Here is a 25,521-nt window from a genome sequence, read left to right as displayed (position 1 = left end):
ATCAACCTCACTCCGCATCCTCGTTTTAATTGAACTGCGAAAGCCAGAGTCTTTGCAAAAAAGATAAGTTGTTTTGATGCGCGCTCCGCTACTCTCTTCAACAACTTCCTGTTTTTGCTGTGACTCTTTCAGGCTTTCTCCGTATCCTGGTTGTTGAGTTGCGCTCCCCAGAGATCTCCGCCTAACTTGCAACATCCGCACAACCGCTTCGCTGGGTTGCTTGCGTTGTTCCTTCGTTAGTGCTTGTTCTCTTGCAGAGTCACTCCACATCCGGGTTATTTTGCATTTGTTTTTTTTCTTTTTGTATGATTTCGGCGGGTTGGTAGCTTTCTTCGTTTTGGTATAGGTTGGAGTTGTCTTTGTACCATTTGAAGATGTGGGTAACGATAATTTTTAAGATGGCATAGCCGGGTATCCCGATGAGGACGCCGGTTACGCCGAAGAGTTTTCCGGCTGTTAAAAGAACAAATAGGATCGTAATAGGATGGATTTTCAGGGTGCTGCCTAGGATCTGCGGTTGGATCACTCGTCCTTCAATTAGTTGTTCGATCCCAAAAACCAAAATGACTTTAACGAACATCGCAGGCGAGTCGACTAATCCAACTACGATAGCGGGAATGGTTGCCAAAAAGGAGCCTAGGTAAGGGATCAAGTTTAAAAATCCGGCCAGTGTTCCTATACTTGCTGCATAGTCTAAGCCGATAATGCTGAAGCCGATCCAGAACATCATCCCTACGAAAAAGGCAACGACCAGCTGACCTCTCACATATTGACTGACTTGCATATTCATTTCATACATCACATGATACGTTTTGCTGCGCATTCTTGTAGGAACAAATTTTAATAGGTAATTCGGTAATTCGCGTCCATCTCGCAATAGGTAAAATAAGATAAAAGGCATGGTAACAATTGCGATGACCACACTGGTGACGGTGCCCAAAAAGTTGCCTAGTCCATCAAAAGTGGAACCTAAGACCAATTTTCCTTGGTCGGTAAGTGTCGTCAGCAAGTTTTCTCTGAATTCATCCCATTGTATCTGCAACTGTGAGAAGCCTTGACTCTTAATGAGTCCTTCGACTTTCAAAGTCAATGTTTTCCAATAATCTGGCCAGTTATCAACCAAACTAACGATCTGATTGCGAATGAATGGAAAAACGGTTGTGATCCCCCAGATCAGCAAACCAACAATCACAATAAAGACGATCGTGATTCCCCAAACACGCGGCACTTTTTTCTTTTCTAACCAATCGATCACTGGATTTAGTAAGTAATACAAGATGGCCGATAAAATTACTGGCAGTCCGACGATTTCAAAAAAGCCTCTGACTGGATTTAAAATATAAGATACTTTGCTGAAGACGAGAATATTCAGCAGGATCAATAAAGAAATACTAAAAATCGCTACTGCTTTATTATTCAACACCCACTGTTTAAACCAACCGACTACAGCTTTTCGGTTGCCTATTTTCTTCTCTGGATTTTCCAATCAAAAAGACCTCCTCTAACAACAAATTTGACTAAAAAGAAGCCAATATCTTTAAGAAATACTGATTTTTGTGCCAACCTTTAAGACCGGCAATTCATGAGGAGCTAAATAAATGGCATTCTCGATGCGATGGTCTTTTTCATCAGGCACTTCAGAAAAGTTCAAGGTAACGTGTCCGATACTGTTGAAATTTTTATTGGCCAAAGTTCCGACCTCTTCAATGGTATAAACTTGATCATCAAAAGAAACCGTTTGGGCCTGGTTCAAATCGACCTGATTCGCTTCTGTTTGAACAGTATGGATAACGGAAACTTTTCGCAGTTCCTCGGTTGCTTCTTCTCCAAATAAAATAATCAAAGGGTCTTTCTTGCTGATGGCAGATGCACCAATTTCTGTAACAGATGATTTAAACATTCGACTCTTCCTTTCGCAAACTTGCTTTTACTGGCTCTATTCTACCATATTCTATTTCAGAATAATAACCTTCTGCGTGTTAGAATTGACTGATAATCTTAGAAACCGTTTGCCAGCAAGCCTATTATACTGGTATGATAGAAAAGATAAATAAAGAAGGCACCTTTTTGTTAACGGAGGTTTAAAAAGTGAATAGAAACGAAACAGATTCTTTGCATAATCTCAGTGAAAAGAATCTTCACCCTCTCTTTTCCATTCGAAAAAATGAGGATCAAATCGAAGTCAGCTTGAAATTACTCAATAAAGACGAGATTAAAATGAAAGACTTTTTCATTATTCATCGAGAAACAGGTAAACGAGAAACATTTGACGCTGTTAGACTAGAGGATGGTTCTTTTGCCTTTTGTCTTTCTCTTTATAACTTATTTGCCGATACGGCCAAAGAAAAAACAAAAGAGCATATTGAATTTTTCTTTTCCTTAGAAATAAGAGACGGCGAAAATTGGCATACTGAAGAGTATCCTCTGTCTTTGAATTTATTTCAGCAGTTTGACTCTTTAGGCTTAAGCCAAAGCACTATCGACGGGAATACGATTATTCCTTACTTCAGTAGAAGAAATGACATCTTCTGTCTGGCAGTCAATGTGCCGATCCGCAGTACACGTTTCATCCGTGATCATACGATCGAAGCCATTTCTGTTTCGAAGGAATCGTTAAAAGCCAGCGGTAGATTAGCTGTTAAAGCTTTTACCGTTAATCGGATCGATGTTTTAACGGTTGGCAGACGGTCTGGAAAAGAAACAGTCATTCATACTGAGCACCAGTTTGAGCATAGGGATGAGCATGAAAAACATTTATCCTATTATACTTATGACTTTTCTTTATCTTTACAAACTTTTACACGCGAGCATTTTGTTAAAAATAAACAAGATGAAGACGTTGATTTTTATTTGACCGTCTATTTGAACGGGCTCTATAGTCCAACTGTGATTCCATTGGCACATCCTAGTGAACCTGTTCCTAAAAACTTTTACCGCGATTTCGGCATCTCTTATGGTCGTTCAACGGCTGTTTTAAGCTTTTACTTTACAGGTATTCAGCAAGCATTGACTTTAGCTATTTCAGTGTATGAAAAAGAAATTTACACGGAATACCGAGAATCGGCTCCTGCCTCATGGCTGATGCATACGCTCTATGAAAAGCGGAACATTTGGGTCATAGGGGAAACGCCTTTGACAGCAAAAGGAAATGGCTGGCACTTCTTCCGCTATATGCGTGAAGAACATCCAGAGATCGAAACGTATTATGTTCTCGACGAACAATCCCCAGATTTTGCCAAAGTTGCGGCCGTCGACCCAGAAGCTATCTTGATTTTTAAATCTAAAAAGTATATCCAAACGCTGTTGGCGTCAAGAGTAATCTTGACGACTGGTGAACCTTATGCCATTTATCCTTCACGCAGTCCTTTAGCGGTTGAACATATACGCGCGAAACATGTTTTGTTAGGTAAAAATGTATTAGGCTTGAATGACTTGAGTCAGACAATCGGCTATACAGAGAAAACATTCCGCAATGATCTGCTCTTAGTCAGTTCAAAAACCGAAGAACGTTATGTCCAGCAAACGTTGGGCTACCCTGAGAAAATGATCCGCAAAACTGGGCTTGCAAAATTTGATGAGTTGCTTTCAGATGCTCCTTCAGATAAAATCCAGCGTCGTTTACTCATTTTGCCTGAAAATCGTTGGACAGGCGCCTTCGATCCGCGAGATGATTTGAAACAAACAGCTAAAGCTTTCTTATCGCTGCTTAATGATGCAGACTTCCAAGCGTTTACAGCGACTCACCATTTAGAAGTTGTTGTTGCTCTGCCTACTTCATTGAAACAATATGAAACGGCATTTGAAGAAACTGACGTGACGTTAGTGCAGCAAGATCAAGAAGAAATGATTGATTTATTTAAAACAAGTCTGCTGTTGATCACCGATGCAGATGCTAGAGCTTTTGATTTTAGTTTCTTAGAAAAACCAGTTTTATTCTATCAGCCTGAAACAGACGAACGCAGAGTAACCAATGAAGCGAATGTCAGACACACTTATTTAAATGAGCTTCCTGGAGAAATAGCTGTAACCAAAGATAGCTTGCTGCATTTATTGGAACTGTTGGCTAACGATCAATTTAATATGTCGCGAAAGAATCGACAAAAAATGGATGCTTTATTTGAATATCGCGATGCTCACTCTAATGAACGCATATTCAAAGCTGTTCAAACTTTCTTATCTTAACTAAATAAAATCAAAAAGACTCGTGTATTGTATCATCTCCAAAAGTTTAACTTTTGGGGACCACTACAATGAACGTGTCTTTTTTCGGTTCTTCCTCTTTTAACGTTGGTAAAGAAATTTCCTACAGTCAATGGGCTGCTGATGGAAAGCCATGAGAACACATTGAGCCGAAAATCACGTCTCAATGCTTGCAAGCTTCAAACTTAGTGTAACGGCTAAAGCCTAACACTAAGTGATTCACATTGCATCTTTTTTCATGGCTATCAGTAGCCCTATGCGCCTCCTGAAATTTCTAGAAATAGGATTCTAACGAGCTTAGCATTAAAAAAATTGATTTTTTACAGACCAACGTTAAATATTGTAGAACCCTTTTTTCTTACTAGCATTTTAGGACCATCCAATCCTGCTGTAAATCGGAGTCGGTAAAATAAAGGATTGTTTTACAAATGTAAGCTTTTTGATAAGAGCTAAGCTTCCGTTGTAAATGAATCCTTTTTCATTTTGTTTTATGGCAACTGTGTTATACTGGATTTGGATAAAATGACAAGCTATCAAGGAGGATACCCATGAAAGAGAAGATTTTCTTAGGGACTTATACAAAACGCGAAAGCAAAGGGATCTACCAGATCACGCTAGATACAGAAGCTAAAAAGTTGGAGGATTTAACGGTTGCAGCTGAAACGAACGGACCAACTTACTTAACTTTGGATAAAGAACACCAGGTCATCTATGCTGTTCTTGGCGGAGACGGTGAAGGCGGCATTGCTTCTTATAAGAAAAATGAAAATGGCGAATATGCGCAAGTCGATACGGCCACTGCTACTGGCGCTTCTCCATGTTACGTGTCTTACGATGCAGATCGTTCATTCGTTTATACAGCTAATTATCACAAGGGACAAGTCGCTGTTTTCAAAACAGATGATGAAGGTCATTTGACATTAACAGACACCGTGCAGCATGAAGGGACAAGCGTTCATAAAAACCAAGACCGTCCTCATGCCCACTACTTCGACTTGTCTCCAGATAAGAAATTCCTTATTGCTTGCGACTTAGGTAATGATACGGTTTATACGTATGCTGTAGATGAAGAAGGAAAAGTGAAAGAAATCAGCACGACAACGGTTGCGGCTGGAACTGGACCGCGTCATATCGTTTTTGCGCCTAACGGAAAGAAAGCCTACTTGTTTGGCGAGCTGAGCAGTGACGTGATCGCTCTTGATTATGATCCAGAAACAGGGATTCTTACACCATTCCAAACCATTTCAACAATTCCAGAATCCCATACTTCTTTCAATGGAGGAGCCGCAATTCGCATTTCAAATGACGGAAAATACGTCTATGCTTCTAACCGTGGACATGATTCTATCGCTGTTTTTGCTGTTTCTGCTTCAGACGGTTCGCTTTCATTAGTTGAATATGTTCCGACTGAAGGGAATATCCCTCGCGATTTTGATTTAGACCCGACAAATCAGTTTGTGGTGGTTGCCCATCAAGATACAGATAACTTAACGTTGTTTGAACGTAACAGTGATTCCGGCAAACTAACACTTCTTGAAAAAGATGTTTATGCACCAGAAGCTGTCTGTGTTTATTTTGCTTAATGCCCTATCATTTAAAAAAAAGCCGAGATGAATTTCTCGGCTTTTTAACTATACAAAATTCATTTTACTTATTTATTGTAAGTTTAATATTTTTATGATACACTAGGTTTATCTTAAACATCTAACCCAAATTTCTTACTTTATAGGAGTGAGTTAATGATAACCGGCATCCATCATATTTCAGCTTTTGTTAAATCCGCACAGGAAACAGACCGTTTTTATACTGATTTGCTTGGACTGAGATTAGTCAAAAATACTGTCAATCAACAAGATACTAACATACGTCATCTCTTTTATGGCGATTACCAAGGAAACCCTGGCACGCTCTTGACCTTTTTTGAACTAAAAAAAGCAGGCCATGCTTACCTTGAAGCAAATTTCTTTTCTACTGTTACCTTAAAGATTCCTAAAGGCAGTTTAACTTTTTGGAAAGAACGTTTAACAGCTTTTGGTCTGCAGGTCGAACACGATGAAGGGCGACTCTGTTTTTATGATCCAGATGGCTTATCTCTTGCCTTCATTGAAATGGATGAAATCCTTCCTGTTGCAGCTGTTGTTCAACAAACTGATATTCCTGCAGCGCATCAAATCACTGGTCTCTTTGAAGCTTCGCTGAAAGTTGAATATCCTGAAAAAACGCAAGCTTTCTTAACTGAATTTTTAGGGTTTAAGCAGTTGAATGATCAGCAATTCATTGACCAAAATCAAGGCTTTATCACGACTGTTTTGCCTTCCGATAGCAAAAAGAAGACACGTTTTGGCCGAGGTGCCATCGATCATATTGCTTATGGCGTTGAAACGGAAGCAGATCTAGAAGAGCTTTATCAAAAAGCTCAGCAAATGTCTGTACCGATTGAACTATACGTTAATCGCGACTACTTTAAATGCCTGTATGTAACGGACCCCAATGGATTACGTATTGAGATCGCGACAAATGGACCAGGCTTTGCCATTGATGAATCGCTTGATTCTTTAGGTGATTCCCTAGCTCTACCCTCTTTTCTAGAAGATAAAAGAACTGCTATTACCCAACAATTGGAGGAATTTTAAATGGAAATGATTAAAGGTATACACCATGTTACAGCGATTACGAGTAGTGCAGAAAAAATTTATGACTTTTTCACCTATGTTTTGGGTTTGCGTTTGGTAAAAAAGACGGTTAACCAAGATGATATTCATACGTATCACTTATTCTTCTCAGATGGCGCTGGAAATGCTGGAACAGATATGACATTCTTTGATTTTCCAGGCATCCCTAAAGGTTCTAAAGGAACAGATGATATTTCAAAAACATCATTCCGTGTGCCGAATGATGCTGCATTAGACTACTGGGTCAAACGCTTTGACCACTATGACATTGCTCATGAAGGGATCCGCGAACTATTTGGGGCAAAAGTTTTGTCCTTCCACGACTTTGATGATCAGCAATATCAATTGATTTCTGATGAACACAATACAGGTGTGGTAGCTGGTATCCCTTGGCATAAAGGACCAGTACCAGACGAATTTGCCATTACTGGCTTGGGACCTATCTTCTTTAGAGTTTCTCAATTTGACTTTATGAAAGATATTCTGGAAAATGTTCTTTACTTTAAGGAAATTAACAAAAACGAACGGTATCATCTATTTGAAGTCGGCGATGAAGGCGGACATGGTGCACAAATTATTGTGGAACCGACTCAATTCTTGCCGCGCGCTATGCAAGGTTACGGAAGTGTCCATCATGTTGCTTTCCGCGTAGATGACCGCAACGGGATCGAGGAATGGGTCGAACGGATGCAAGACTTTAACTTGCCAAACTCAGGGTATGTAGACCGTTTCTACTTTGAATCCACTTATACTCGCATCTATCCAAATATTTTATTTGAATTAGCAACTGACGGTCCTGGCTTTATCGATGATGAAGAAACGATTGAGACCCTTGGCGAAACGTTAGCATTGCCGCCTAAATTCAGAAATGACCGTGAACGGATCGAAAAACTTGTACGTCCGATCGACACCGTACGCAGCACCAAAGAATTTAAGAAAGAATATTTTGATTAAGAAAGAAACAGACCGATCGAGAGAGGAAACTGAAATGATTCACTTTAGCGCAGACAAGCTTTCAAAAAAACAACAGTACAAATTTATTTCAGGCAGCGTGATTCCTCGTCCGATCGCCTGGATCACAACGCTTTCCAAAGACGGAAAAGTCGTCAATGTTGCGCCTTTCAGCTTCTTTAGCGGTGCATCTAATGAACTTCCGCTGTTGACCTTTGCCATTTTGAGAAACAACGGACAGCCAAAGGATACTGCTCGCAATTTGCTAGAACGCCAAGAAGCAGTTGTGCATATCGTGGATCAAAGCGTGGTTGAAGCGATGAATGCGACTGCTGCTCCGCTTCCGCCAGAAGAAACTGAATTAAGTCGTACAGATCTAACATTGATAAACAGTCAAACAGTTCAAGTTCCCGCGATTAAAGAGGCAAAAATTCGTTTTGAATGCCGGCTTCACCAGTATGTGCCTGTACAAGGTTTAGAAGGGGAAACGGTTTCCGATCTTTTTATTGTAAAAGTGACGGACTTTTATTTTGATGAAGCTGTTTTTGACTCAGAGAAAGAATATATTCAACCTTTGGCTCTGCTACCAGTCGCTCGTTTATCTGGCAACCAATATGCTACGCTTGAAAAAGAATATACCCTTAAACGCCCAACTAACTAAAATCACCCCACTAAAAAAGACGTTGCGATCGCAACGTCTTTTGTATATTTTTTTATTTGCCGGAAACTGTTCCGATTTCATTATTAACAGAAACTTGGCCTGTTTTGCTCAAGCTGTATTCGCTAACTTGATCCATATTAGTGAATACAACAACGATTGCATCATCTTTATCAGCTTCCGCTAGTCCTTTCAAATCAATCGTTGATAGTTTCGTTTCTGGCGTGACTTCTTGCCCTTCAGTTGCAACTGTATTAAAAGGTTTCCCATCTAGTTCAACAGTGTCCAATCCCATGTGAACCAATACTTCGATGCCGTTGTCCATTGTAATTCCTACTGCATGTTGCGTTGGAAATACACTGACCACTTTACCAGAGACTGGAGAATAAATGTTGCCGTCTGATGGTTTTACAGCAAAGCCGTCTCCCATCATTTTTTGAGAAAACACTGGATCTGCTACTTCTTCGATAGCGATCACAGTACCATTTACTGGTGAAAACAGTTTAACTTCTTTACTTTCCTCTTTTTTATCTTTGCCTTTTAGAAAATCGAATAACCCCATTTTCCATCCCTACTTTCTTCATTCTATGTTGCATTTGAAACACGCCAGTTAACAAATGCTATACCTAATGATAACACAATTATGGCAGCGAGTATAAACAAAACTCCTTTTTTGTGTTTCCCTTTTATCGGTTTGCTTTTCTCTTCATCTTCGGATGCTGCAGACATACTTTCAGGCAACTCTAAGTGTGCAAAAAAAGCAAGCACTGCACCAAAGATATTTCCTACGATCAGTTGTTGCAGAATCGCAAACTTAAAGATCAAACCGCTAAGACCTTCTCGACTGCGTTCTTTTACTTCTGTTCCATAGAGCAAATACGCAAAAAATAAATTGAACGCCAACATCAATGAAGTCGCAATCACTGCAACGCCCTGCTCTTCTGTCTGCTGATGCGTTAAAGCAAGATTCAGCGAGCCGAAATATACGAGCGATAGGACGATCCAGTACCCCATAGTAAGGTTATAAAAGAGCGTTTTTCTTTTTTTTACCTCTGCTTTTTTTGTTTCGAACATTCTTTAGCAGACTCCTTTAGTGTATGTTAATAGCTATCTTTCTCTCCTCCATCAGTTTATCAAAAAAGCCTTTTCTTTACAATATACCTTCAGCTGGAAGATCGTATCACTGCACTAAGTTGGAATGATAACTGATTTGCACTCCTACTCAAATTGGTTCTGTCCATTGAGTTGGAATGGTAACTGATTTGCGTTCCTACTCAAACTGATTCTATCCATTGAGTTGGAATGATAACTGATTTGCACTCCTACTTAAACTGATTCTGACCATTGAGTTGGAACGATCAGCTGAATTCCGCTATTTTCTGAGTTGTTTGTTACATGCTCTCCACGCGTTGCTTCCTTTGTTGTTATCCGATTACGCCCACTTCTCTTTTTCTTAGTTCTAGCATATTTTTTATAAATTCGGTATAATACTGTTTGTTGTACATATTTTTCCAAGTATGAAAGGAAGTAGAAAATGGATTTTTTTGAAATTTTAAAAGCAATTGTTCTCGGGATTGTTGAAGGAATTACCGAGTGGCTGCCTATCAGCAGTACTGGTCACATGATATTGGTAGATGAGTTCATTCAACTAGATGCTTCTCCTGCCTTTAAAGAAATGTTTTTTGTTGTCATCCAATTAGGAGCTATCCTAGCCGTCATTTTTCTCTTTTTCCATAAACTCAATCCTCTTTCGCCAAAGAAAACAACAGAGGAAAAGAAAGAAACGATGTCCATCTGGTATAAAGTGATCGTTGGTGTGATTCCAGCTGGTATCATTGGTGTGTTGCTGGATGATTGGTTGAATGCCCACCTTTACAATTATCAAACTGTTGCGATTATGCTGATCGTTTATGGTGTTTTGTTTATTCTTGTGGAAAATAGAAACAAAGGGAAAGCTGCACGTTATGAAAATTTTCAAGATTTAAGCTATCAAACAGCCTTTCTTATCGGTGTCTTCCAAGTTCTCTCCTTGATTCCGGGAACCTCGCGCTCTGGGGCAACGATTCTAGGTGCTATCTTACTTGGTACGTCTCGATTTGTAGCGACTGAATTTTCTTTCTTTATGTCTATTCCTATCATGTTTGGTGCTAGTTTGATCAAACTTTTAGACTTTGGTTGGTCCTTTACTGGTATGGAATTAGCTGTATTGCTAACTGGTATGGTCGTTGCTTTTATCGTATCTGTTTTAGCCATCAAATTCTTATTAGGTTACATCCGCAACAACGACTTCAAAGCTTTTGGCTGGTACCGAATCATTTTAGGGATCCTAGTGATCGGCTACTTTATTCTTTTTCATTAATCAATCAAAAGATCTTTTTGCTTCGGCAGGAAGATCCTTTTTTTTCGATTATTTTGCCACAAAAAGCAAAATAATTTATAAAACAAGGCTAAAGTCCACTATTTTATTTTTCTGTTTCGGCTTATAATGAAAGTGATGGCAAAAGGATTGTTCTATTTCCTCATTGTTCGTAATGTCCGGTTGGTATGAATATTCAAAGGGGGTTTTCAAATGGCTTCACATCGTTTACTTAAATATCTTCTCAGCGCTTCTTTTATCGCAGGTCTTACTAGAGCTTCTCTGAAATATAAGGAAAGCAAGACTAACCAAAAGAATGATCAGCTCTTGTCGCCTTATCTTGGGAATTGGCATATGCAAGATCCAGCAGGTCTCTTTTCGGGACAACTATTGATCGACGCTGAAGAAAATATCGTTTTAAATGGAAAAGCAATGAAAGGTTCAGTAACTGCTTTAACAAAAGATCAGTTGGTTTATACTGACCATTTTGGCTATGAGTTGACATTTAAAGTCCAGGATGAAAACAATTTGACCCTATTAGATAGTGCAGACGACAAAACTTACTTATTGAAGAAAATAGATTAAAAAAGCCGGATAGAATATCATCCGGTTTTTTTACTTTCATTTGCTTCTACCTGGTTTACCTCATTTATTTTCAGCTACTGCTGATTCCCTATCTTATGATGAAACCAATTTTTAAAAAACAACCATTCTTTTGCTAAACGATTTTACATTGCAATCCGCTACTCCCTCCCTTAAAATGAAAGGATACATCAACAACATATAAAGGAGTGCTTTTTTTGAAGATCGATATTTGGTCCGATTTTGTTTGTCCGTTTTGCTATATCGGCAAGCGTCATATTGAAGAAGCTGTCAAAGATTTGGGTAAGGTTGAATTTGAATATCATAGTTTTGAATTAGATCCGCAAGCACCCAATAAGGTAACTAGCAGTATGAGCGATTACTTTGCTCAATCAAAAGGCTTGTCTCTTGAACAAACAGAAGAAATGATCAAAAATGTAACCGAAATGGCCCATCAAGCAGGACTAGATTATCATTATGAAAATATCCAACACAGCAATACAGTCAAAGCTCATCGCTTATTCCAATATGCTAAAATACAAGACAAAGGTACGGAATTTATGGAGCTAGCAAAAAAAGGCTATTTCACACAAGGTCAGTGGTTGAATGATAACCTGTTTCTTTTATCGCTTGCAGATGAACTGGGCTTAGAACATAAGAAAGCTGAAGAAATCTTAGCGAATGAAGATGAATATTTGCTTGAAATGCAAAACGACATTGCATTAGCTCAACAAATCGGTGTACAAGGCGTTCCGTTTTTCGTTATAGATGGAAAGTATGGACTTAGCGGTGCACAACCTGTTGAAACCTTTCAGCAAGTATTAAAAGAAATCAGCGAAAAAGAAGATTAAATAAAGCGATTCAGCTCTTTCTTATAGATGAGGAGAAGGTTTTTTGGAGGAAAAACATGTCTAAACGGATAAAAGTAATGCAAGAAATAGGATATTTCTCAATATTGGCTGTCTTGATCGGGATAGTAGTAGGCGCAATTGATGCGTTATTTGGACGCGTATTGATCGCCATTACAGATTTTCGCGATCTTCATGCTTATTTCTTATTGCCTTTTTTGTCTCTTATTGGTCTGATCATCGTTTATGGTTATCAGAAATTTGGAAAAAATACTGGAAAAGGAATGGGATTGGTATTTGCAGTTGGCAACGAGGAAGAAGACGAAATTCCAAAACGAATGATCCCTTTAGTGATCGCTGGAACTTGGTTGACGCATTTATTTGGTGGAAGTGCTGGACGTGAAGGTGTAGCTGTACAAATTGGTGCCGTCGTTGGTCACCGAGCTGGACGCGTCCTTCCCTACCCATCAGCTGGAAAGTTGTTGCTGGTTTCTGGAATGGCAGCCGGTTTTGGTGGGTTATTCCAAACACCTATTGCAGCTGTTTTTTTCGCTATGGAAGTTTTGATGGTCGGCAGAATCGAAAGTCGGGCTGTTCTTCCAGCTACATTAGCTGCCTTTACAGCTAGTACGACTTCTCACTTGTTAGGACTAGAAAAATTCAGTGTTGTATTAAAGCAAGAGGTTGTTTTTGACCTTTCTTCTGTTTTACGGACTTTGTTGATCGGCATCATTTTCGGGATCGTCGGCGGCTTTTTTGCTTTTGGATTAAAAAAAGCAAAAAGTTGGTCTACTGCTCGCTTCCCGGATCTCTATAAAAGGATTTTTCTGATTGGTTTGCTTGTCAGCTTGTTGCTGATGGCCTTTCACTTTGGCCGTTACTCTGGTTTAGGAACCAATCTGATCAGCGAAAGTTTTACAAATGGTTCTATTTATTCTTATGACTGGTTCTTGAAGTTGGCGCTCACGATCATCACTTTAGCAGCTGGATTCCAAGGTGGAGAGGTGACACCGCTTTTTGCTATTGGAGCCAGTCTAGGATTTATCTTAGCGCCTCTCCTCGGATTTCCAATTGAATTTGCGGCTGCGCTAGGTTACATTAGCGTATTTGCTTCCGCAACCAATACCTTTATCGGCCCAGCTTTTATTGGAGCAGAAGTATTTGGCTTTCAACACTTGCCTTTCTTCTTTTTAGCTGTCATCGCAGCATATGCCTTTAATGGCAATCAGTCTATTTACGGCGGACAAAAAGAAATCATTTGGGAATTGAACGAATAAAAACTCCGAACTTAGGAGAGGTATTCTTGCTGACCAGCAGCAGAACCTCTTCATCCATTCGGAGTTTTTTTGTTATAAAGTTGCAATGGCGATCATCGTCAAGAAGAATAAGAAAGAAACGACATGCATCATTTTTTTGATTTTGAAAAATTCACCTTTTGCCATTTTTAAAAGCGGATAAGCAATAAAACCAAATGCCAATCCGTCTACAATACTAGACGTCAGCGGGATCATGACGACAATAAGGAAAGCAGGGAACCATTCACTGAAATCTTCAAAATCGATCCTTTTCAAACTTTCCATCATGATCGCTCCCGTAATCACAACAACAGGCGAGAGCGCTGCACTAGGAATATAGGTCAGTAAAGGTGTAAAAACAAAGGACAGCAAAAACAAGATGCTCACTGTCACAGAAGTCAGTCCAGTCTTACCGCCTTCTTTGATCCCTGAAGCACTTTCAGCAGCAACAACAGTCGGACTTGTTCCCAACAAACTGGAAAGTACCGTCATGATTCCTGTCACACGAAAAGCTTGTTTAAATTGTTTTTTATCTTCCAACAAACCTTCCAGAAGACCAATCGACTCAAAAATCAAGATCATGGTCATTGAAAAGACAGCCAATATAAACGGCAAGTTGAAGAAAGCAGATAAATCAAACGCACCTAAAATCTGTGGGTATTCCACAATTTGACTCATGGAAAAAGTCGAAGACGTTGGTTGATGACTGCCGGTCACAAGCGATAAAAGCGTGATCACGATAATACCGATAAAAAAGCTGCCTTTGACTTTCCGCAAATATAAAACCGCAGATAGCACGATGCCCAGCAACGTCAACAGAACCAAAGGATCCGTCAGATTTCCTAAGGCAACAAACGAATGACTGCCACCATCCACGATCACTCCCCCGTTTTCCAGCCCAATCATCACTAAAAATAGTCCTATTCCTGCTGTAATTCCTTGCTTTAAAGATTCTGGTATAGACTCCGCCAACTTCATGCCGAGATTTGTAAAACTGATGACGATAAAAATCAAGCTAGAAATCAGAATAACGCCTAGCGCTTGCTGCCAACTCAAGCCCATAGAGACAACGATGGTATACGTAAAGAAAGCATTAACGCCCATCCCAGGAGTCATCACAAGCGGAGCATTTGCAAGCAATCCCATCAATAAACTGCCCATCGCAGAAGCTAAGATAGTCGCAAATACACTTAACTCAGAAGGTATTCCTGCATCTGCCAATATCATTGGGTTTACGACAATAATATAAGAAATTGCAAAAAAGGAAGTCAGCCCTGCCATTATTTCTTGCTTCAAGGACGTTCCTTTTTGATTTAGATGAAATAATTTTTCCATTTTTCTCTCCTCGCATTCATTTAATATAAATTCGCGGAGACATGGGCGAGTTTTCATTTCTGTACCACGCAGAGAGAAAGCAACTTTCTCACACGCCTCAACATTAAATTATACCATAAGAATCCCCTCTTTTCATCAAAAAATAAATATTAGGTAACTTAGTTAACTGTTGAAAAAATATTATCCTTATGCTGACAATATTTCTTTTTATTCTTAAAGTTTAATTCAGATAGTCATAATAGGAAGAAATCTTATTTTTGCCATTTAAGTTCTCGTTTTATTTACAAAAATGAACTCTCTTCGTTTAGAAATATCGTTGCTAGTCCTTAAATGATACTAACGAATGCACTTGAGAAAGCAGTCTTCTCTTTGTTTGCTCAATATAGGATGATGAACTTTTAGATATCTACTAACAGACGATATTTAGCAGCTCGACTATCCTATAGTTGTGCAGCGAATTGGTCCCGATGTGAAAGGAGCAAAAAAAGCTCCTTACATTTGCTTGGTGCCTTTATGTAAAGGGTCAGATAAAGCGGAAATAACTACTTATAATCACACAACATTGTCTGCATGAAAATTTTTGTTTGCCTTTTTTCTGAAAGTTGCGTAAACTAAATGTTTGTGTAAGAATTTTTTGACTAGAAGTACATAACGATGGCCTTTTCTAGTCTGTTTAAGGAGAGGTTATATTGAAACAATTGGTCAGTCGCCTGCTTATGCTGGTCGTTACCGTTATATGGGGAGCTGGATATGTTGTCAGCAGTGTAGGTATTCAAGCAATCAGTCCCTATCAACTGATTGCTAGCCGTTTTTTAATAGCTTTCATCTTATCTTTGCTGTTCTTTTTCAAAGCGCTCAAAGACATTAAGAAATCCACTTTGATTCGCGGCAGTATGATCGGCGTCACGCTCTTTTTGGCTTTCATATTCCAAACAGTGGGTTTGGCTTATACAACACCTTCCAAAAATGCATTTTTAACTGCAGCCGGTGTCGTGCTTGTTCCTTTCATCAGCTCGGTTTTCTTTAAAAACAAAGTGCCGTTAAAAGCCATATTCGGTGCGCTTTTTACATTTGTTGGTTCAGCTTTGCTGTCGCTTGATCAAATCAGCGGATTAAATATTGGTGATATCTTGACTTTGATCTGCGCGGTTTGTTTCGCACTGCAGACTATTTTTTCAGGTTTGTATGTCAAACATGAAAATGTCCAAGCATTAACCATCGTTCAACTAGGAGCTGCTGCCATTTCAGGCCTTGTGACGCTTCTGATCCGCGGCGAAGGCTATAACTTTTCTAGTAAAGAAGCCAATTTATCGGTATTATACTTGGCTTTGTTTGGAACCTTTATTGCCTACTTTATTCAATCAGTTGCCTTGCGCTTCATTTCAGATAGCGAAGCGATGATCATTGCCTCTTTAGAATCTCTTTGGGGAATGGTGCTTTCTATCTTGATTTTGAACGAATGGGTCACCGTCCAAATGCTTATCGGTGCCTTCTTTATTTTATCCGGCTCTATTGTCGCTCAGCTCAATTTTGCTAAAATCAAATGGCCTAAGCGAAAGGTGTCTGCCGAATCAATCCCCCATTTGACAACCGTTGAACAAACAGATCCTTAATCAGCAGAAACAGTAAGACCCATGAAGATACTCCTTTAAAAGGAATCCTCCATGGGTCTCTATTTTTTATCCAATTAAGAAGTCTAATACATTCCATTCTGCATTGGCTTTGTATAATTCTGTATATCCACAATTCTTACAACTGATCGTAATAAACTTTTTATTCTGAATATCCATAAACTTTGCAAAGTTGCCGCCTGTAGCTTGGAACTGATCGTTTTCATATTCGTGGTGCCCACATTTTTCACATTCAAATCTTCTTTTTTCTTCCATCCAACTCTCCTCCTCTTTTTTTCATTATATAAGAAAAGACAGAACATTGGCTATATTTTTTTAACTCGCATCCTTTATGTCATACCGGCTGTCATTCATTTGCTTGCAGCCCCATCAGAAATAGGACACTTGTATAAGTTGCGGGTTCTCAAAAGAAAATGGCACGTTTTTTATCAGCTTCACATCGGTTCATGATGCATATGCTGTTCTTCTTCTGGCAAAACTGAATCAATGTGCCAGATCTCATCTGCATATCGTTTGATGGTAAAGTCAGCTGAGAACGGTCCAGAACTGGCGATATTTAGAAGTGATTTTTGATTCCATTTGTGCGGATCTTGATAGAGTTCATCAACTTTTTCTTGTGCACGCAAATAGCTGTCAAAATCCTTTAGAATAAAGTATTCATCATTATCGTTGACCAATGAGTCAAAAATCACATGACCTTCTTCTAATACATCTGGGATCGTTCCATCGATCAGCGCGTTCAATACTTTTCGCACCTGTGGATTGGTTTCATAAATTTCTCTTGATTGATAAGTGCCATCTTGATAATATTGATAAACTTCTTCAGCTGTCAGACCAAATAAGAATATATTATCGTCGCCGACGTGATCTCGAATCTCAACATTCGCACCATCTAATGTCGCAACTGTTAACGCACCATTCAACATCAACTTCATGTTGCTAGTACCCGATGCTTCTTTACTGGCTAACGAAATTTGTTCACTGACTTCAGCAGCTGGAATAATCAGTTCTGCCAATGAGACACCATAGTTTTCAACAAAAATGACTTTGAGCTTGTCTCCAACAGCGTGATCTTCATTGACTAGTTTAGCTACTGAATTGATCAGCTTGATCACATACTTGGCGTAGAGATAACTTGGCGCAGCTTTGGCTCCAAAGATGAATACACGCGGTTGAATATCTTTTTCTGGGTTCTCTTTGATATCAAAATACCGGTGAATAATATGCAAAACATTTAACAGTTGTCGCTTGTATTCATGCAGACGCTTGATCTGTACATCAAACAAAGCAGTTGGATCGATTTCAATGTCTAACGCTTCTTTGACATAAGCTGCAAAACGTTTTTTGTTTTTCAACTTCACTTCTGCTAATTCATTCAATGTTTCTTCATCTTCCGCAAAACTCTTAAAAATCTTCAATTCAGCAGGATTCTTTTTCCATTCTGTACCGATTTTCCGATCCAATAGAGCGGTCAATTCTTCGTTTGCCAGCTGCAGCCACCGACGCTGAGTGATCCCATTCGTTTTATTATTGAATTTTGCTGGGTACAACTGATTGAATTCTTTTAATACCTCATGCTTCAATAGATTCGTGTGCAGCTGAGCTACACCATTCACACTATGACTGCCGATGATCGCCAAATGAGCCATATTGACATGTCCTTCTTGAATGATGGCTGTTCGATAAGCCATTTCTTCTCCATAAAGCGGAATTTTCTTTTCAATTTGGCGTCTATTCAACTCTTCAATAATTTGATAGACACGCGGGATCGTTTCTTCCAACATATAAACAGGCCATTTTTCCATCGCTTCTTGCATGATCGTATGGTTGGTATAGCTCATCGTCTTTTTAGTGATTTCCCAAACTTGCCCCCAACTCATCTGTTCTTCATCCAACAAGATCCGCATAAATTCTGGGATGCAGAGTGCTGGATGAGTATCATTAATATGTATCGCCACATATTCCGCGATTTCTTGCATAGTACGATCCATCTTTTTATAATAGCGAATAATACTTTGGATCCCTGCTGAGCACAAAAAGTATTCTTGACGCAACCGCAAAAGACGACCTTCATAATTGGAATCGTCAGGATATAGGACTTCTGTCAGTTGATTGACCGATTGCTGATCAGCCAAGTTATGATAATGAATTTCTTCATGCGGCGGAATCTCTGCTGACCATAGTCGCAGTGTATTGATGATTTCATTTTGATAACCTATGACGGCCGTGTCATAAGGAACGGCTAAAATGTTCTGTGTATTTTGGTAAAAAGGCACAAGATGTCCATTTGCGTCTTCATATAAGTAAGCTTGACCGCCAAATCGTACAATCACCGCTTTGTTTTCGCGTCGTGTTTCCCAAACGTTCCCATTCCGCAACCAATTTTCAGGCACTTCAACTTGATGTCCTTCAATAAATTTTTGTTGGAAGAGGCCGTACTTGTAGCGAATACCATCGCCGGCACCCGGGATGCCTAAGGAAGCAAGCGAATCCATGAAGCAGGAAGCTAACCTTCCCAGACCGCCGTTTCCTAAAGCTGGATCGACTTCTGCTTGAATCAATTCATCCAGATCGAGGTGCATGTCTTTTAGAATATCGCGGACCGTATCCAGCAGGTCAAGATTCAGCAAGTTGCTTTTTAACATCCGTCCTGGCAAATATTCCATTGAAAAGTAATACAATTGTTTGACTTGTTCTTCTTCATAATACTTCTTTGTTTTATTCCAGTCTTCTCCTGCATAAGCTTTTATAAGTGTTCCTAAAACGGTGTACAGCTGAGAGGGTGAACACTCTTCAATATCCACCCCGTATAAGCCAGTCGTTACCCGCTGAAAATTTTTTTTAAAATCCGTTCTATCCAGTTCCATAGCGTCCCCCTGCCTTTACTCTTCTCGGGCATCTAAAACGTTGTTTATCCTTCTATTGTTCAGTGATCTGTTCATAGGAATCCAAGTATTCGCGTGTTGATTTTTCCCAACTAAAGTCTTGTCTCATCGCTGTTTTAACTAATGTTGTCCAATCTTTAGACTGATCATAGTAAACAGATAAAGCTCGATCGATCGTCTCTAACATGACTTGTCCATTGAAATCATAAAAGCTAAAGCCAGTTCCTTCACCCGTAAATTCATTATACGGCTGAACGGTATCTTTCAATCCACCTGTTTCATGAACGATCGGCAGTGTACCGTAACGCAAAGAATTGAGCTGAGAAAGTCCGCATGGCTCAAAAGCAGACGGCATGATATATAAGTCGCTGCCAGCATAGATCTGTTGCGCCAATTCAATATCAAAGTCAATAATGGCTTTGAACTTTTCAGGATAAACACTATTGAAAAAGTTGAAACTATGTTCAAACTGTGCTTCTCCAGTTCCTAAAATCAGAACTTGAATATCTCGCTGCATCAATTCATTCATTTTTTCTTCCAGCAAATGGCAGCCTTTTTGTTCCGTCAAACGACTAACCATCGCCATTAACGGTACATCTTCTCTAACCGGCAAGCCTACTCTCTCTTGTAAAGCTTTTTTGTTCGCTTTTTTGCCTTCTAAATGATCAACAGAGAAGTGAGCTGCGATCCATTCATCTGTTTCAGGATTCAGCATGTCATAATCGATCCCATTCAAGATCCCTTTCAGTTTCCAACTATTTTCCCGCAAAACACCTTCCAAACCTAATCCAAATGCTGGCGTTTGGATTTCTTGCGCATAAGTTGGACTAACGGTTGTAACTAAGTCAGCGTAAAAAATACCGCCTTTCAAAAAGTTGACGTTGCCATAATACTCTAATCCATGCTCATGAAACGCGTTATAACCGATATCGAACAGATCCGAGAGCACGATTTGATCGTAAATCCCTTGGAATTGAAGATTGTGAATGGTCAAGACGGTTTTAATAGATTGGTACGCTTGGATCCATTGATATTTATCTTTTAGCAAGACCGGAATGATCGCTGTATGATAATCGTTGACATGTAGCACATCCGGAATAAAATCAATTCTTTCCAGCATTTCAATGATCGCTTGCGAGAAGAAAGCAAAGCGTTCGCCGTCATCATCAAAACCATATAATCCTGGTCGATCAAAATAATAAAGATTGTCGATAAAATAGTACGTTACAGCATCTTTGACAAGTTTTTTGATTCCGCAGAATTGTTTGCGCCAACCCACTTTAACTTCAAATTGAGCGACATCTTCTAACTGTTCTTTGTACACTTCAGGCATTTGTTGGATGTGATACGGAAGTACCACACGGATATCTGCGCCTTGTCGTTTCAATTCTTTAGGAAGAGCCCCGGCAACATCACCGAGGCCCCCTGTTTTAAAGAATGGTGCGCATTCTGCAGCTGCAAACAAAATTTTCACTGGTTTAGCGCTCCTTCCGATTGATGAATCACTTCATTTTTCTTCACCACAATTGGTTTTTCTGGTGTCCCGATTAATTTGACACCTGGTTCAATTTTGACATTCTTGTCTAAGATCACATAATTCAACTCAGTGTCTTCGGCAATTTTTGCCCCTTGCATGATGACCGCATTTTTAACACTGGCCGTTTTTTTGATTTCTACTTTGCGGAAAAGAACAGCATTTTCAACTTCTCCTTCAATGATGCAGTCAGTAGCGACCAAAACATTTTTGACATTAGCTGTTTCCGCATAGTAAGTCGGTGCACCGTTTTTTGCTTTGGTGATCACTTGTTGGTTACGGTAGAACAGTGCATTATAATTGACATCATCTAGCATCTCCATATTGGCTTCGAAATAGCTTTGGGTGCTGTCAATATCTTTTAAATAGCCTGTGTATTCATACCCACTGATTTTATCGCCTGCTTCAAGCGCATATTCAGAAATAAAGCCCATGTCATGTGGTGCGTCATTCTTTTCAGCGCTGTCTAAGTATTCCAAAAACTTATCGACACAGACGATTTCGTACCGCATCTGTATTGGCAGTCTTTCATGGGAAGAAGTTGCTTCCTGATCGACTTCTTTGATCGACTGGATATCAGCACTGCCTTTATCTGCAAACTCATAATAGCAAACATCTTTTTCAAATAAGCTGTCGTTCGTTGGTACATTCTTATAAATCGCAGTAACAGCTGCTCCTCGTTCTTTGTGGTAGCGCAGCACAGCTTGCAAGTCGATGTTGCAAAGCATTTGACTGCCCATGATCACTACATAGTCTGCTTTAGATTTTTTCACGTAACTGCGTTGGTCTTCAAAGTAAGAAGCTTGGCTTTTTTCAAAGTTATCTTTTCCTTTTAATTCAAGCTGCGAGTGGGTAAACACTCCGCCGCCGATCGTTGAATCTAATCCCCATGCAGAACCGCTTCTGATATGGTCATACAAAGAATGTCCGCTGCCTTCGATAAAAATTGCAGCCGAACCGATTTCAGCTCCATACAAGCTCGTCAGTTGAAAGTCGATCAAACGATAGCGGCTAGCAAAAGGAAGTGTGGCGATTGGGCGCCGATTTGTCAAAGGTTTCAACTTTGAATCATTTTCCATCAGATTTAATATGGCACACATCTTATTACTCAACATCTTTTACTCCCCCTATGGTTTCATCTTTTCCTAAAACGGCGATTTCTTTATCTTTTCCAATTAATTGTGCTCCATCGTGGATAACGGCATTTTCTCCGATGATCGCATGGTCAACTGTCACATTCTCTCCGATCGTTGCCCCTGGCATAATAAAGGAGTCTTTGATCTTCGAACCTTTTCCGACTTTTACATTGTAAGATAAAATGGAATGTTCCACTTCTCCAGAAACGTAGCAACCATCTGTTACCATCGCATTTTTCACATTTGATGTTTCTGTCAAAAATTGAGGTGGTGCAGCGACGTTTTTGGTATAAACACGCCAGTTGTCATCTCGAATATTCAAGTCATGGTTAGGATCGATAAACTCCATGTTGGCTTCCCACAGACTTTCTACTGTTCCTACATCTTTCCAATAATCTCTGAAAGCATAAGCAAAGACGTTTTCGCTATTGCGCAAATAAGCCGGGATCACATGGTGCCCAAAGTCAAGCATCTCTCTATTTTTAGCTTGGTTATCTACTAAGTATTGTTTTAGTCTTGGCCAGCTGAAAATGTAGATCCCCATTGAAGCCAAATTATTTTTTGGATGTTCTGGTTTTTCTTCAAACTCGATGATTCGACCTGTTTCATCCGTGTTCATAATTCCAAAACGAGAAGCTTCTTCTAACGGAACCGGAATAACACCAACCGTCAATGCTGCATTTTTTTCTTTATGGAAGTCTAACATTTTTTGATAGTCCATTTTATAAATGTGGTCTCCTGAAAGAACAAGAACATAATCAGGATTGTAGTTATCAATATAGTCGATGTTTTGATAAACGGCATGAGCTGTTCCTTTAAACCAGTTTTCACCTTCAATGCTGGAATAAGGTTGCAAGATGGTCGCACCGCCATCGTGAGAGTTTAAGCCCCATGCTGATCCATTGCCGACATGCGCATTCAGTTCCAAAGGTTTATACTGCTTTACGACCCCTACATTTTTGATTCCTGAATTTGCGCAATTGCTTAAAGCAAAATCAATAATACGGTATCTGCCGCCAAAAGAAACAGCCGGTTTGGCGATTTCTTTGGTCAATTTACCTAATCGACTGCCTTGTCCTCCTGCTAATACCATTGCGATGATTTCTTTTTTCATTTGTCTGCGGAAGAACGGGTGAAGCCCTTCTTCCTCTTCCCTCCTTATTTGTCTACTCCTATTGCACACTCATCTATTTCTTTTTGTCTTTTGGTACGCCATATACACGTTTTGGTTTTAAAATTACTGTACTTAAAGCCGGAATGATCAGCTCGACAGAATGTTGCTGGTGGTCATGAGGAATCTCTTCACTCTTCAAAACACCTTGTCCTGCTGTCCATGTACCGCCAAATTCTTCCATCTCAGTATTCAGCAATTCTTCATACATGCCTGCATAAGGAACGCCTACTCGGAAACCTTTTCGCTCTACTGGAACAAAATTGCAGATCACGATCAAGAAATCTCTAGCTTTTTTCCCTTTGCGGATAAAGGATAAAATCGTTTCGGCACGGTTATCCGCATCTAAAATCTCTATCCCGCTATGATCATGGTCCACTTCCCACAAAGCGCGATTTTCTTTGTAGAGATGGTTCAATGTTTTCATATATTCTAGATGAGCTTTATTTTTCTCATCTTCTAAGCTGATCCACTCTAACCCAGAATAAAAACGCCATTCTAAAAATTGTCCATATTCATTGCTCATAAAGTTGAGCTTTTTCCCAGGAAAGGTCATGTGGTAAGCTTCCAACGTTCGCAAACCAGCAAATTGGTTGTACCGGTCACCAAACATTTTATGCATCAACGATTTCTTTCCATGGACCACTTCATCGTGAGAGAAAGGAAGCAAAAAGTTTTCATTGAACATGTACATGAATGAAAAAGTGATCAAATCAAAATGATCTTTTCTAAATAAGGGATCCATTTCAAAGAAACGCAATGTATCATTCATCCAACCCATGTTCCATTTATAATTAAATCCTAAGCCGCCCTTATCTACAGGTCCCGTCACATTTCCCCAGGAGGTGCTTTCTTCAGCGATCATCAAGACATCAGGATGCCGCTCAAAAATAACCGTATTCATTTTCTGAATAAATTCGACGCCTTCCCGATTATGATTGCTGCCATCTTCATTTGGTGTCCATTCGCCTTCGTCATAATCGAGATACAGCATATTGCTGACCGCATCCACACGCAGACCATCAAGATGACATTGATTTAGCCAAAAGAACGCATTCGAAATCAAAAAACTGTGGACTTGAGGTTTTCCTAAATCAAAGTTCAATGTACCCCAACGAAAGTTTTGTGCACGATTGCTGTCTTGATACTCAAACTGCGGTGTTCCGTCGTAATAAGCCATCCCGTAATTGTTGCGATTAAAATGACTCGGCACCCAATCCATGATGACCCCAATGCCAGCTTGGTGAGCAGCTTCGACAAAATCTTGAAACTCTTCTATTGTTCCAAATTTTGAAGAAAGAGCATAGTAGCCTGTTGCTTGATAACCCCAGGAGGCATCTAGCGGGTGTTCGACTAAGGGAAGGAATTCGATGTGGGTATAGCCCATTTCTTTTGCATAGGGGATCAGTTCAGCTTGCAACTCAGGAAAGGTATACCAAGAACCATCTTCATGCTGTTTCCATGAGCTCATGTGAACTTCATAAATATTCAAAGGACGCTCATAAATCGGATAGCGTTTTTTATTGGCCATCCACAAGCCATCTTTCCATTTTCTTTCGGGAAGGGCTTTGATCACAGAAGCCTCTTTCGGTCTGACCTCAAAGGCAAAAGCATATGGATCGATCTTTAATTTGACCGTTCCGTTTGCCTGTTCGATCCGATATTTATAGGGCTGTCCTTCTTCAGCCTCTTTACAAAATACTGTCCACACACCGGTTTGATCGATCTTTTCCATCGGCAGACCTTCTTCCCAGTTTGTGCAGTCAGAAACAAGCGAAACACTTCTCGCATGAGGAGCCCAAACAGTGAACCGAAAACCTTCTTCTTCTTGACTCGTTTCTTCATGACAACCAAAAGTAAGGTAGCTGTCAAAATACTGACCCGTATTGAATAAGTAGAGTTCTTGTTCTAATTGTTTCTTCGTTTTTTTCATGTTGGATGAACGGCTCATCGCATGCTCCCCCTCTTTCTCAAATATGTATTTAAATTCATTTTAATCAGGTTATCATTATTATTTCATTTTGTCATGGCTTTTTTGTTATTTTTTTTACAAGCAAGCCTTTTTCTTTCAAAAACATTGTCGAACTCTATTTTCACTATAACACTTCTTCTTTAGAAAGGCTTTTAGAAACACTTGTGAAATTTGCGTTATTAAACAATCAGCGCTAGAATCGTTTGCTAAACCTCCATTTATTAAAGGTATTTTGTTTTGTTACGATAAGCATTCTTTGATCGTTATATACATCTTTGTTTTTATTTCAAGTGTA

21 protein-coding genes are annotated in these 25,521 nt (G+C 39.6%); 10 read left to right on the top strand and 11 right to left on the bottom strand.

The features are described from left to right. Nucleotides 1–259: 259 nt before the first annotated feature. Together BM057_RS06295 and BM057_RS06290 are read right to left on the bottom strand one after the other, a co-directional pair. Complete coding sequence (locus BM057_RS06295) at nt 260–1,486, bottom strand: AI-2E family transporter (RefSeq protein ID WP_092092263.1); 1,227 nt, start codon at nt 1,484–1,486, stop codon at nt 260–262. 51 nt (nt 1,487–1,537) lie between these two features. Next, nucleotides 1,538–1,900, bottom strand: coding sequence for a PTS glucitol/sorbitol transporter subunit IIA (locus tag BM057_RS06290; protein ID WP_047392632.1), 363 nt, complete (start codon nt 1,898–1,900; stop codon nt 1,538–1,540). Nucleotides 1,901–2,088: 188 nt separating this feature from the next. Between BM057_RS06290 and BM057_RS06285 the strand changes: the two genes are divergently transcribed. The 5 genes from BM057_RS06285 (at nt 2,089) to BM057_RS06265 (ending at nt 8,484) form a co-directional block, all read left to right on the top strand. Further along, nucleotides 2,089–4,182 carry a CDP-glycerol glycerophosphotransferase family protein gene (locus BM057_RS06285; RefSeq protein ID WP_092092261.1) on the top strand — a complete coding sequence of 698 codons (2,094 nt, stop codon included), beginning with the start codon at nt 2,089–2,091 and terminating at the stop codon, nt 4,180–4,182. A 566-nt stretch (nt 4,183–4,748) separates the two neighbouring features. Continuing rightward, complete coding sequence (locus tag BM057_RS06280; RefSeq protein ID WP_092092259.1) at nt 4,749–5,783, top strand: lactonase family protein; 1,035 nt, start codon at nt 4,749–4,751, stop codon at nt 5,781–5,783. A gap of 156 nt (nt 5,784–5,939) precedes the next feature. Beyond that, nucleotides 5,940–6,833, top strand: coding sequence for a VOC family protein (locus BM057_RS06275; RefSeq protein ID WP_092092257.1), 894 nt, complete (start codon nt 5,940–5,942; stop codon nt 6,831–6,833). Beyond that, entirely contained in the window at nt 6,834–7,826 is a 993-nt protein-coding gene (locus BM057_RS06270) for a VOC family protein (RefSeq protein ID WP_092092255.1), read from the top strand. A 34-nt stretch (nt 7,827–7,860) separates the two neighbouring features. Beyond that, complete coding sequence (locus tag BM057_RS06265) at nt 7,861–8,484, top strand: flavin reductase family protein (RefSeq protein WP_092092279.1); 624 nt, start codon at nt 7,861–7,863, stop codon at nt 8,482–8,484. A 52-nt stretch (nt 8,485–8,536) separates the two neighbouring features. On the opposite strand, the gene BM057_RS06260 is transcribed toward BM057_RS06265, so the two are convergent. Both BM057_RS06260 and BM057_RS06255 read right to left on the bottom strand, forming a co-directional pair. Continuing rightward, nucleotides 8,537–9,043 (bottom strand): PTS sugar transporter subunit IIA, encoded by a 507-nt coding sequence (locus tag BM057_RS06260; RefSeq protein ID WP_092092253.1) that lies wholly within the window; start codon nt 9,041–9,043, stop codon nt 8,537–8,539. 23 nt (nt 9,044–9,066) lie between these two features. Then, complete coding sequence (locus BM057_RS06255) at nt 9,067–9,555, bottom strand: hypothetical protein (RefSeq protein ID WP_092092251.1); 489 nt, start codon at nt 9,553–9,555, stop codon at nt 9,067–9,069. Between the two features lie 460 nt (nt 9,556–10,015). On the opposite strand from BM057_RS06255, the gene BM057_RS06250 reads away from it, so the two are divergent. The 4 genes from BM057_RS06250 to BM057_RS06235 all read left to right on the top strand — a co-directional run bounded on the left by BM057_RS06250 (nt 10,016) and on the right by BM057_RS06235 (nt 13,544). Then, nucleotides 10,016–10,840, top strand: a complete 825-nt coding sequence (locus tag BM057_RS06250; protein WP_092092249.1) for an undecaprenyl-diphosphate phosphatase — start codon at nt 10,016–10,018, stop codon at nt 10,838–10,840. A gap of 210 nt (nt 10,841–11,050) precedes the next feature. Then, complete coding sequence (locus tag BM057_RS06245; RefSeq protein WP_052181799.1) at nt 11,051–11,422, top strand: DUF4828 domain-containing protein; 372 nt, start codon at nt 11,051–11,053, stop codon at nt 11,420–11,422. Nucleotides 11,423–11,637: 215 nt separating this feature from the next. Continuing rightward, on the top strand, nt 11,638–12,270 hold the full coding sequence (locus tag BM057_RS06240; RefSeq protein WP_047390671.1) for a DsbA family oxidoreductase: 633 nt from the start codon (nt 11,638–11,640) through the stop codon (nt 12,268–12,270). A 56-nt stretch (nt 12,271–12,326) separates the two neighbouring features. After that, entirely contained in the window at nt 12,327–13,544 is a 1,218-nt protein-coding gene (locus BM057_RS06235; protein WP_092092247.1) for a chloride channel protein, read from the top strand. 72 nt (nt 13,545–13,616) lie between these two features. On the opposite strand, the gene BM057_RS06230 is transcribed toward BM057_RS06235, so the two are convergent. Further along, a complete protein-coding gene (locus BM057_RS06230; protein WP_177186184.1) occupies nt 13,617–14,897 on the bottom strand; it encodes an NCS2 family permease in 1,281 nt (426 codons plus the stop codon). A 689-nt stretch (nt 14,898–15,586) separates the two neighbouring features. Here BM057_RS06230 and BM057_RS06225 point away from each other — a divergent pair. After that, nucleotides 15,587–16,510 carry a DMT family transporter gene (locus BM057_RS06225; protein WP_092092243.1) on the top strand — a complete coding sequence of 308 codons (924 nt, stop codon included), beginning with the start codon at nt 15,587–15,589 and terminating at the stop codon, nt 16,508–16,510. Nucleotides 16,511–16,576: 66 nt separating this feature from the next. Here BM057_RS06225 and BM057_RS06220 read toward each other — a convergent pair whose 3' ends face one another. The 6 genes from BM057_RS06220 to glgB form a co-directional block, all read right to left on the bottom strand. Further along, a complete protein-coding gene (locus BM057_RS06220) occupies nt 16,577–16,783 on the bottom strand; it encodes a zinc ribbon domain-containing protein (RefSeq protein ID WP_047390667.1) in 207 nt (68 codons plus the stop codon). Between the two features lie 179 nt (nt 16,784–16,962). Beyond that, nucleotides 16,963–19,395 carry a glycogen/starch/alpha-glucan phosphorylase gene (locus BM057_RS06215; RefSeq protein ID WP_092092241.1) on the bottom strand — a complete coding sequence of 811 codons (2,433 nt, stop codon included), beginning with the start codon at nt 19,393–19,395 and terminating at the stop codon, nt 16,963–16,965. A 52-nt stretch (nt 19,396–19,447) separates the two neighbouring features. After that, the gene (glgA, locus tag BM057_RS06210) at nt 19,448–20,887 is read right to left on the bottom strand and encodes a glycogen synthase GlgA (protein ID WP_092092239.1); all 1,440 of its coding nucleotides are present in this window, start codon (nt 20,885–20,887) and stop codon (nt 19,448–19,450) included. Beyond that, a complete protein-coding gene (gene glgD, locus BM057_RS06205) occupies nt 20,884–22,062 on the bottom strand; it encodes a glucose-1-phosphate adenylyltransferase subunit GlgD (protein WP_047390662.1) in 1,179 nt (392 codons plus the stop codon). Before glgD ends, glgA begins: the two co-directional genes overlap by 4 nt. Beyond that, entirely contained in the window at nt 22,052–23,197 is a 1,146-nt protein-coding gene (locus tag BM057_RS06200) for a glucose-1-phosphate adenylyltransferase (RefSeq protein ID WP_092092237.1), read from the bottom strand. Before BM057_RS06200 ends, glgD begins: the two co-directional genes overlap by 11 nt. Nucleotides 23,198–23,270: 73 nt before the next feature. Then, nucleotides 23,271–25,205 (bottom strand): 1,4-alpha-glucan branching protein GlgB, encoded by a 1,935-nt coding sequence (gene glgB / locus BM057_RS06195; protein ID WP_092092235.1) that lies wholly within the window; start codon nt 25,203–25,205, stop codon nt 23,271–23,273. Nucleotides 25,206–25,521: the final 316 nt, after the last annotated feature.

Source organism: Pisciglobus halotolerans (assembly GCF_900113675.1).
In the GTDB taxonomy this organism is placed as follows: domain Bacteria; phylum Bacillota; class Bacilli; order Lactobacillales; family Carnobacteriaceae; genus Pisciglobus; species Pisciglobus halotolerans.
Note: the sequence above shows the minus strand (reverse complement) of the source record. Positions and strands in the feature narration are given on the sequence as shown.

Coding starts and splice junctions, on each gene's coding strand:
- BM057_RS06290 (WP_047392632.1), bottom strand. CDS start 1,900: ATGTTTAAATCATCTGTTACAGAAATTGGTGCATCTGCCATCAGCAAG.
- BM057_RS06280 (WP_092092259.1), top strand. CDS start 4,749: ATGAAAGAGAAGATTTTCTTAGGGACTTATACAAAACGCGAAAGCAAA.
- BM057_RS06275 (WP_092092257.1), top strand. CDS start 5,940: ATGATAACCGGCATCCATCATATTTCAGCTTTTGTTAAATCCGCACAG.
- BM057_RS06270 (WP_092092255.1), top strand. CDS start 6,834: ATGGAAATGATTAAAGGTATACACCATGTTACAGCGATTACGAGTAGT.
- BM057_RS06265 (WP_092092279.1), top strand. CDS start 7,861: ATGATTCACTTTAGCGCAGACAAGCTTTCAAAAAAACAACAGTACAAA.
- BM057_RS06260 (WP_092092253.1), bottom strand. CDS start 9,043: ATGGGGTTATTCGATTTTCTAAAAGGCAAAGATAAAAAAGAGGAAAGT.
- BM057_RS06255 (WP_092092251.1), bottom strand. CDS start 9,555: ATGTTCGAAACAAAAAAAGCAGAGGTAAAAAAAAGAAAAACGCTCTTT.
- BM057_RS06250 (WP_092092249.1), top strand. CDS start 10,016: ATGGATTTTTTTGAAATTTTAAAAGCAATTGTTCTCGGGATTGTTGAA.
- BM057_RS06245 (WP_052181799.1), top strand. CDS start 11,051: ATGGCTTCACATCGTTTACTTAAATATCTTCTCAGCGCTTCTTTTATC.
- BM057_RS06235 (WP_092092247.1), top strand. CDS start 12,327: ATGTCTAAACGGATAAAAGTAATGCAAGAAATAGGATATTTCTCAATA.
- BM057_RS06230 (WP_177186184.1), bottom strand. CDS start 14,897: ATGGAAAAATTATTTCATCTAAATCAAAAAGGAACGTCCTTGAAGCAA.
- BM057_RS06220 (WP_047390667.1), bottom strand. CDS start 16,783: ATGGAAGAAAAAAGAAGATTTGAATGTGAAAAATGTGGGCACCACGAA.
- BM057_RS06215 (WP_092092241.1), bottom strand. CDS start 19,395: ATGGAACTGGATAGAACGGATTTTAAAAAAAATTTTCAGCGGGTAACG.
- glgD (WP_047390662.1), bottom strand. CDS start 22,062: ATGTTGAGTAATAAGATGTGTGCCATATTAAATCTGATGGAAAATGAT.
- BM057_RS06200 (WP_092092237.1), bottom strand. CDS start 23,197: ATGAAAAAAGAAATCATCGCAATGGTATTAGCAGGAGGACAAGGCAGT.
- glgB (WP_092092235.1), bottom strand. CDS start 25,205: ATGAGCCGTTCATCCAACATGAAAAAAACGAAGAAACAATTAGAACAA.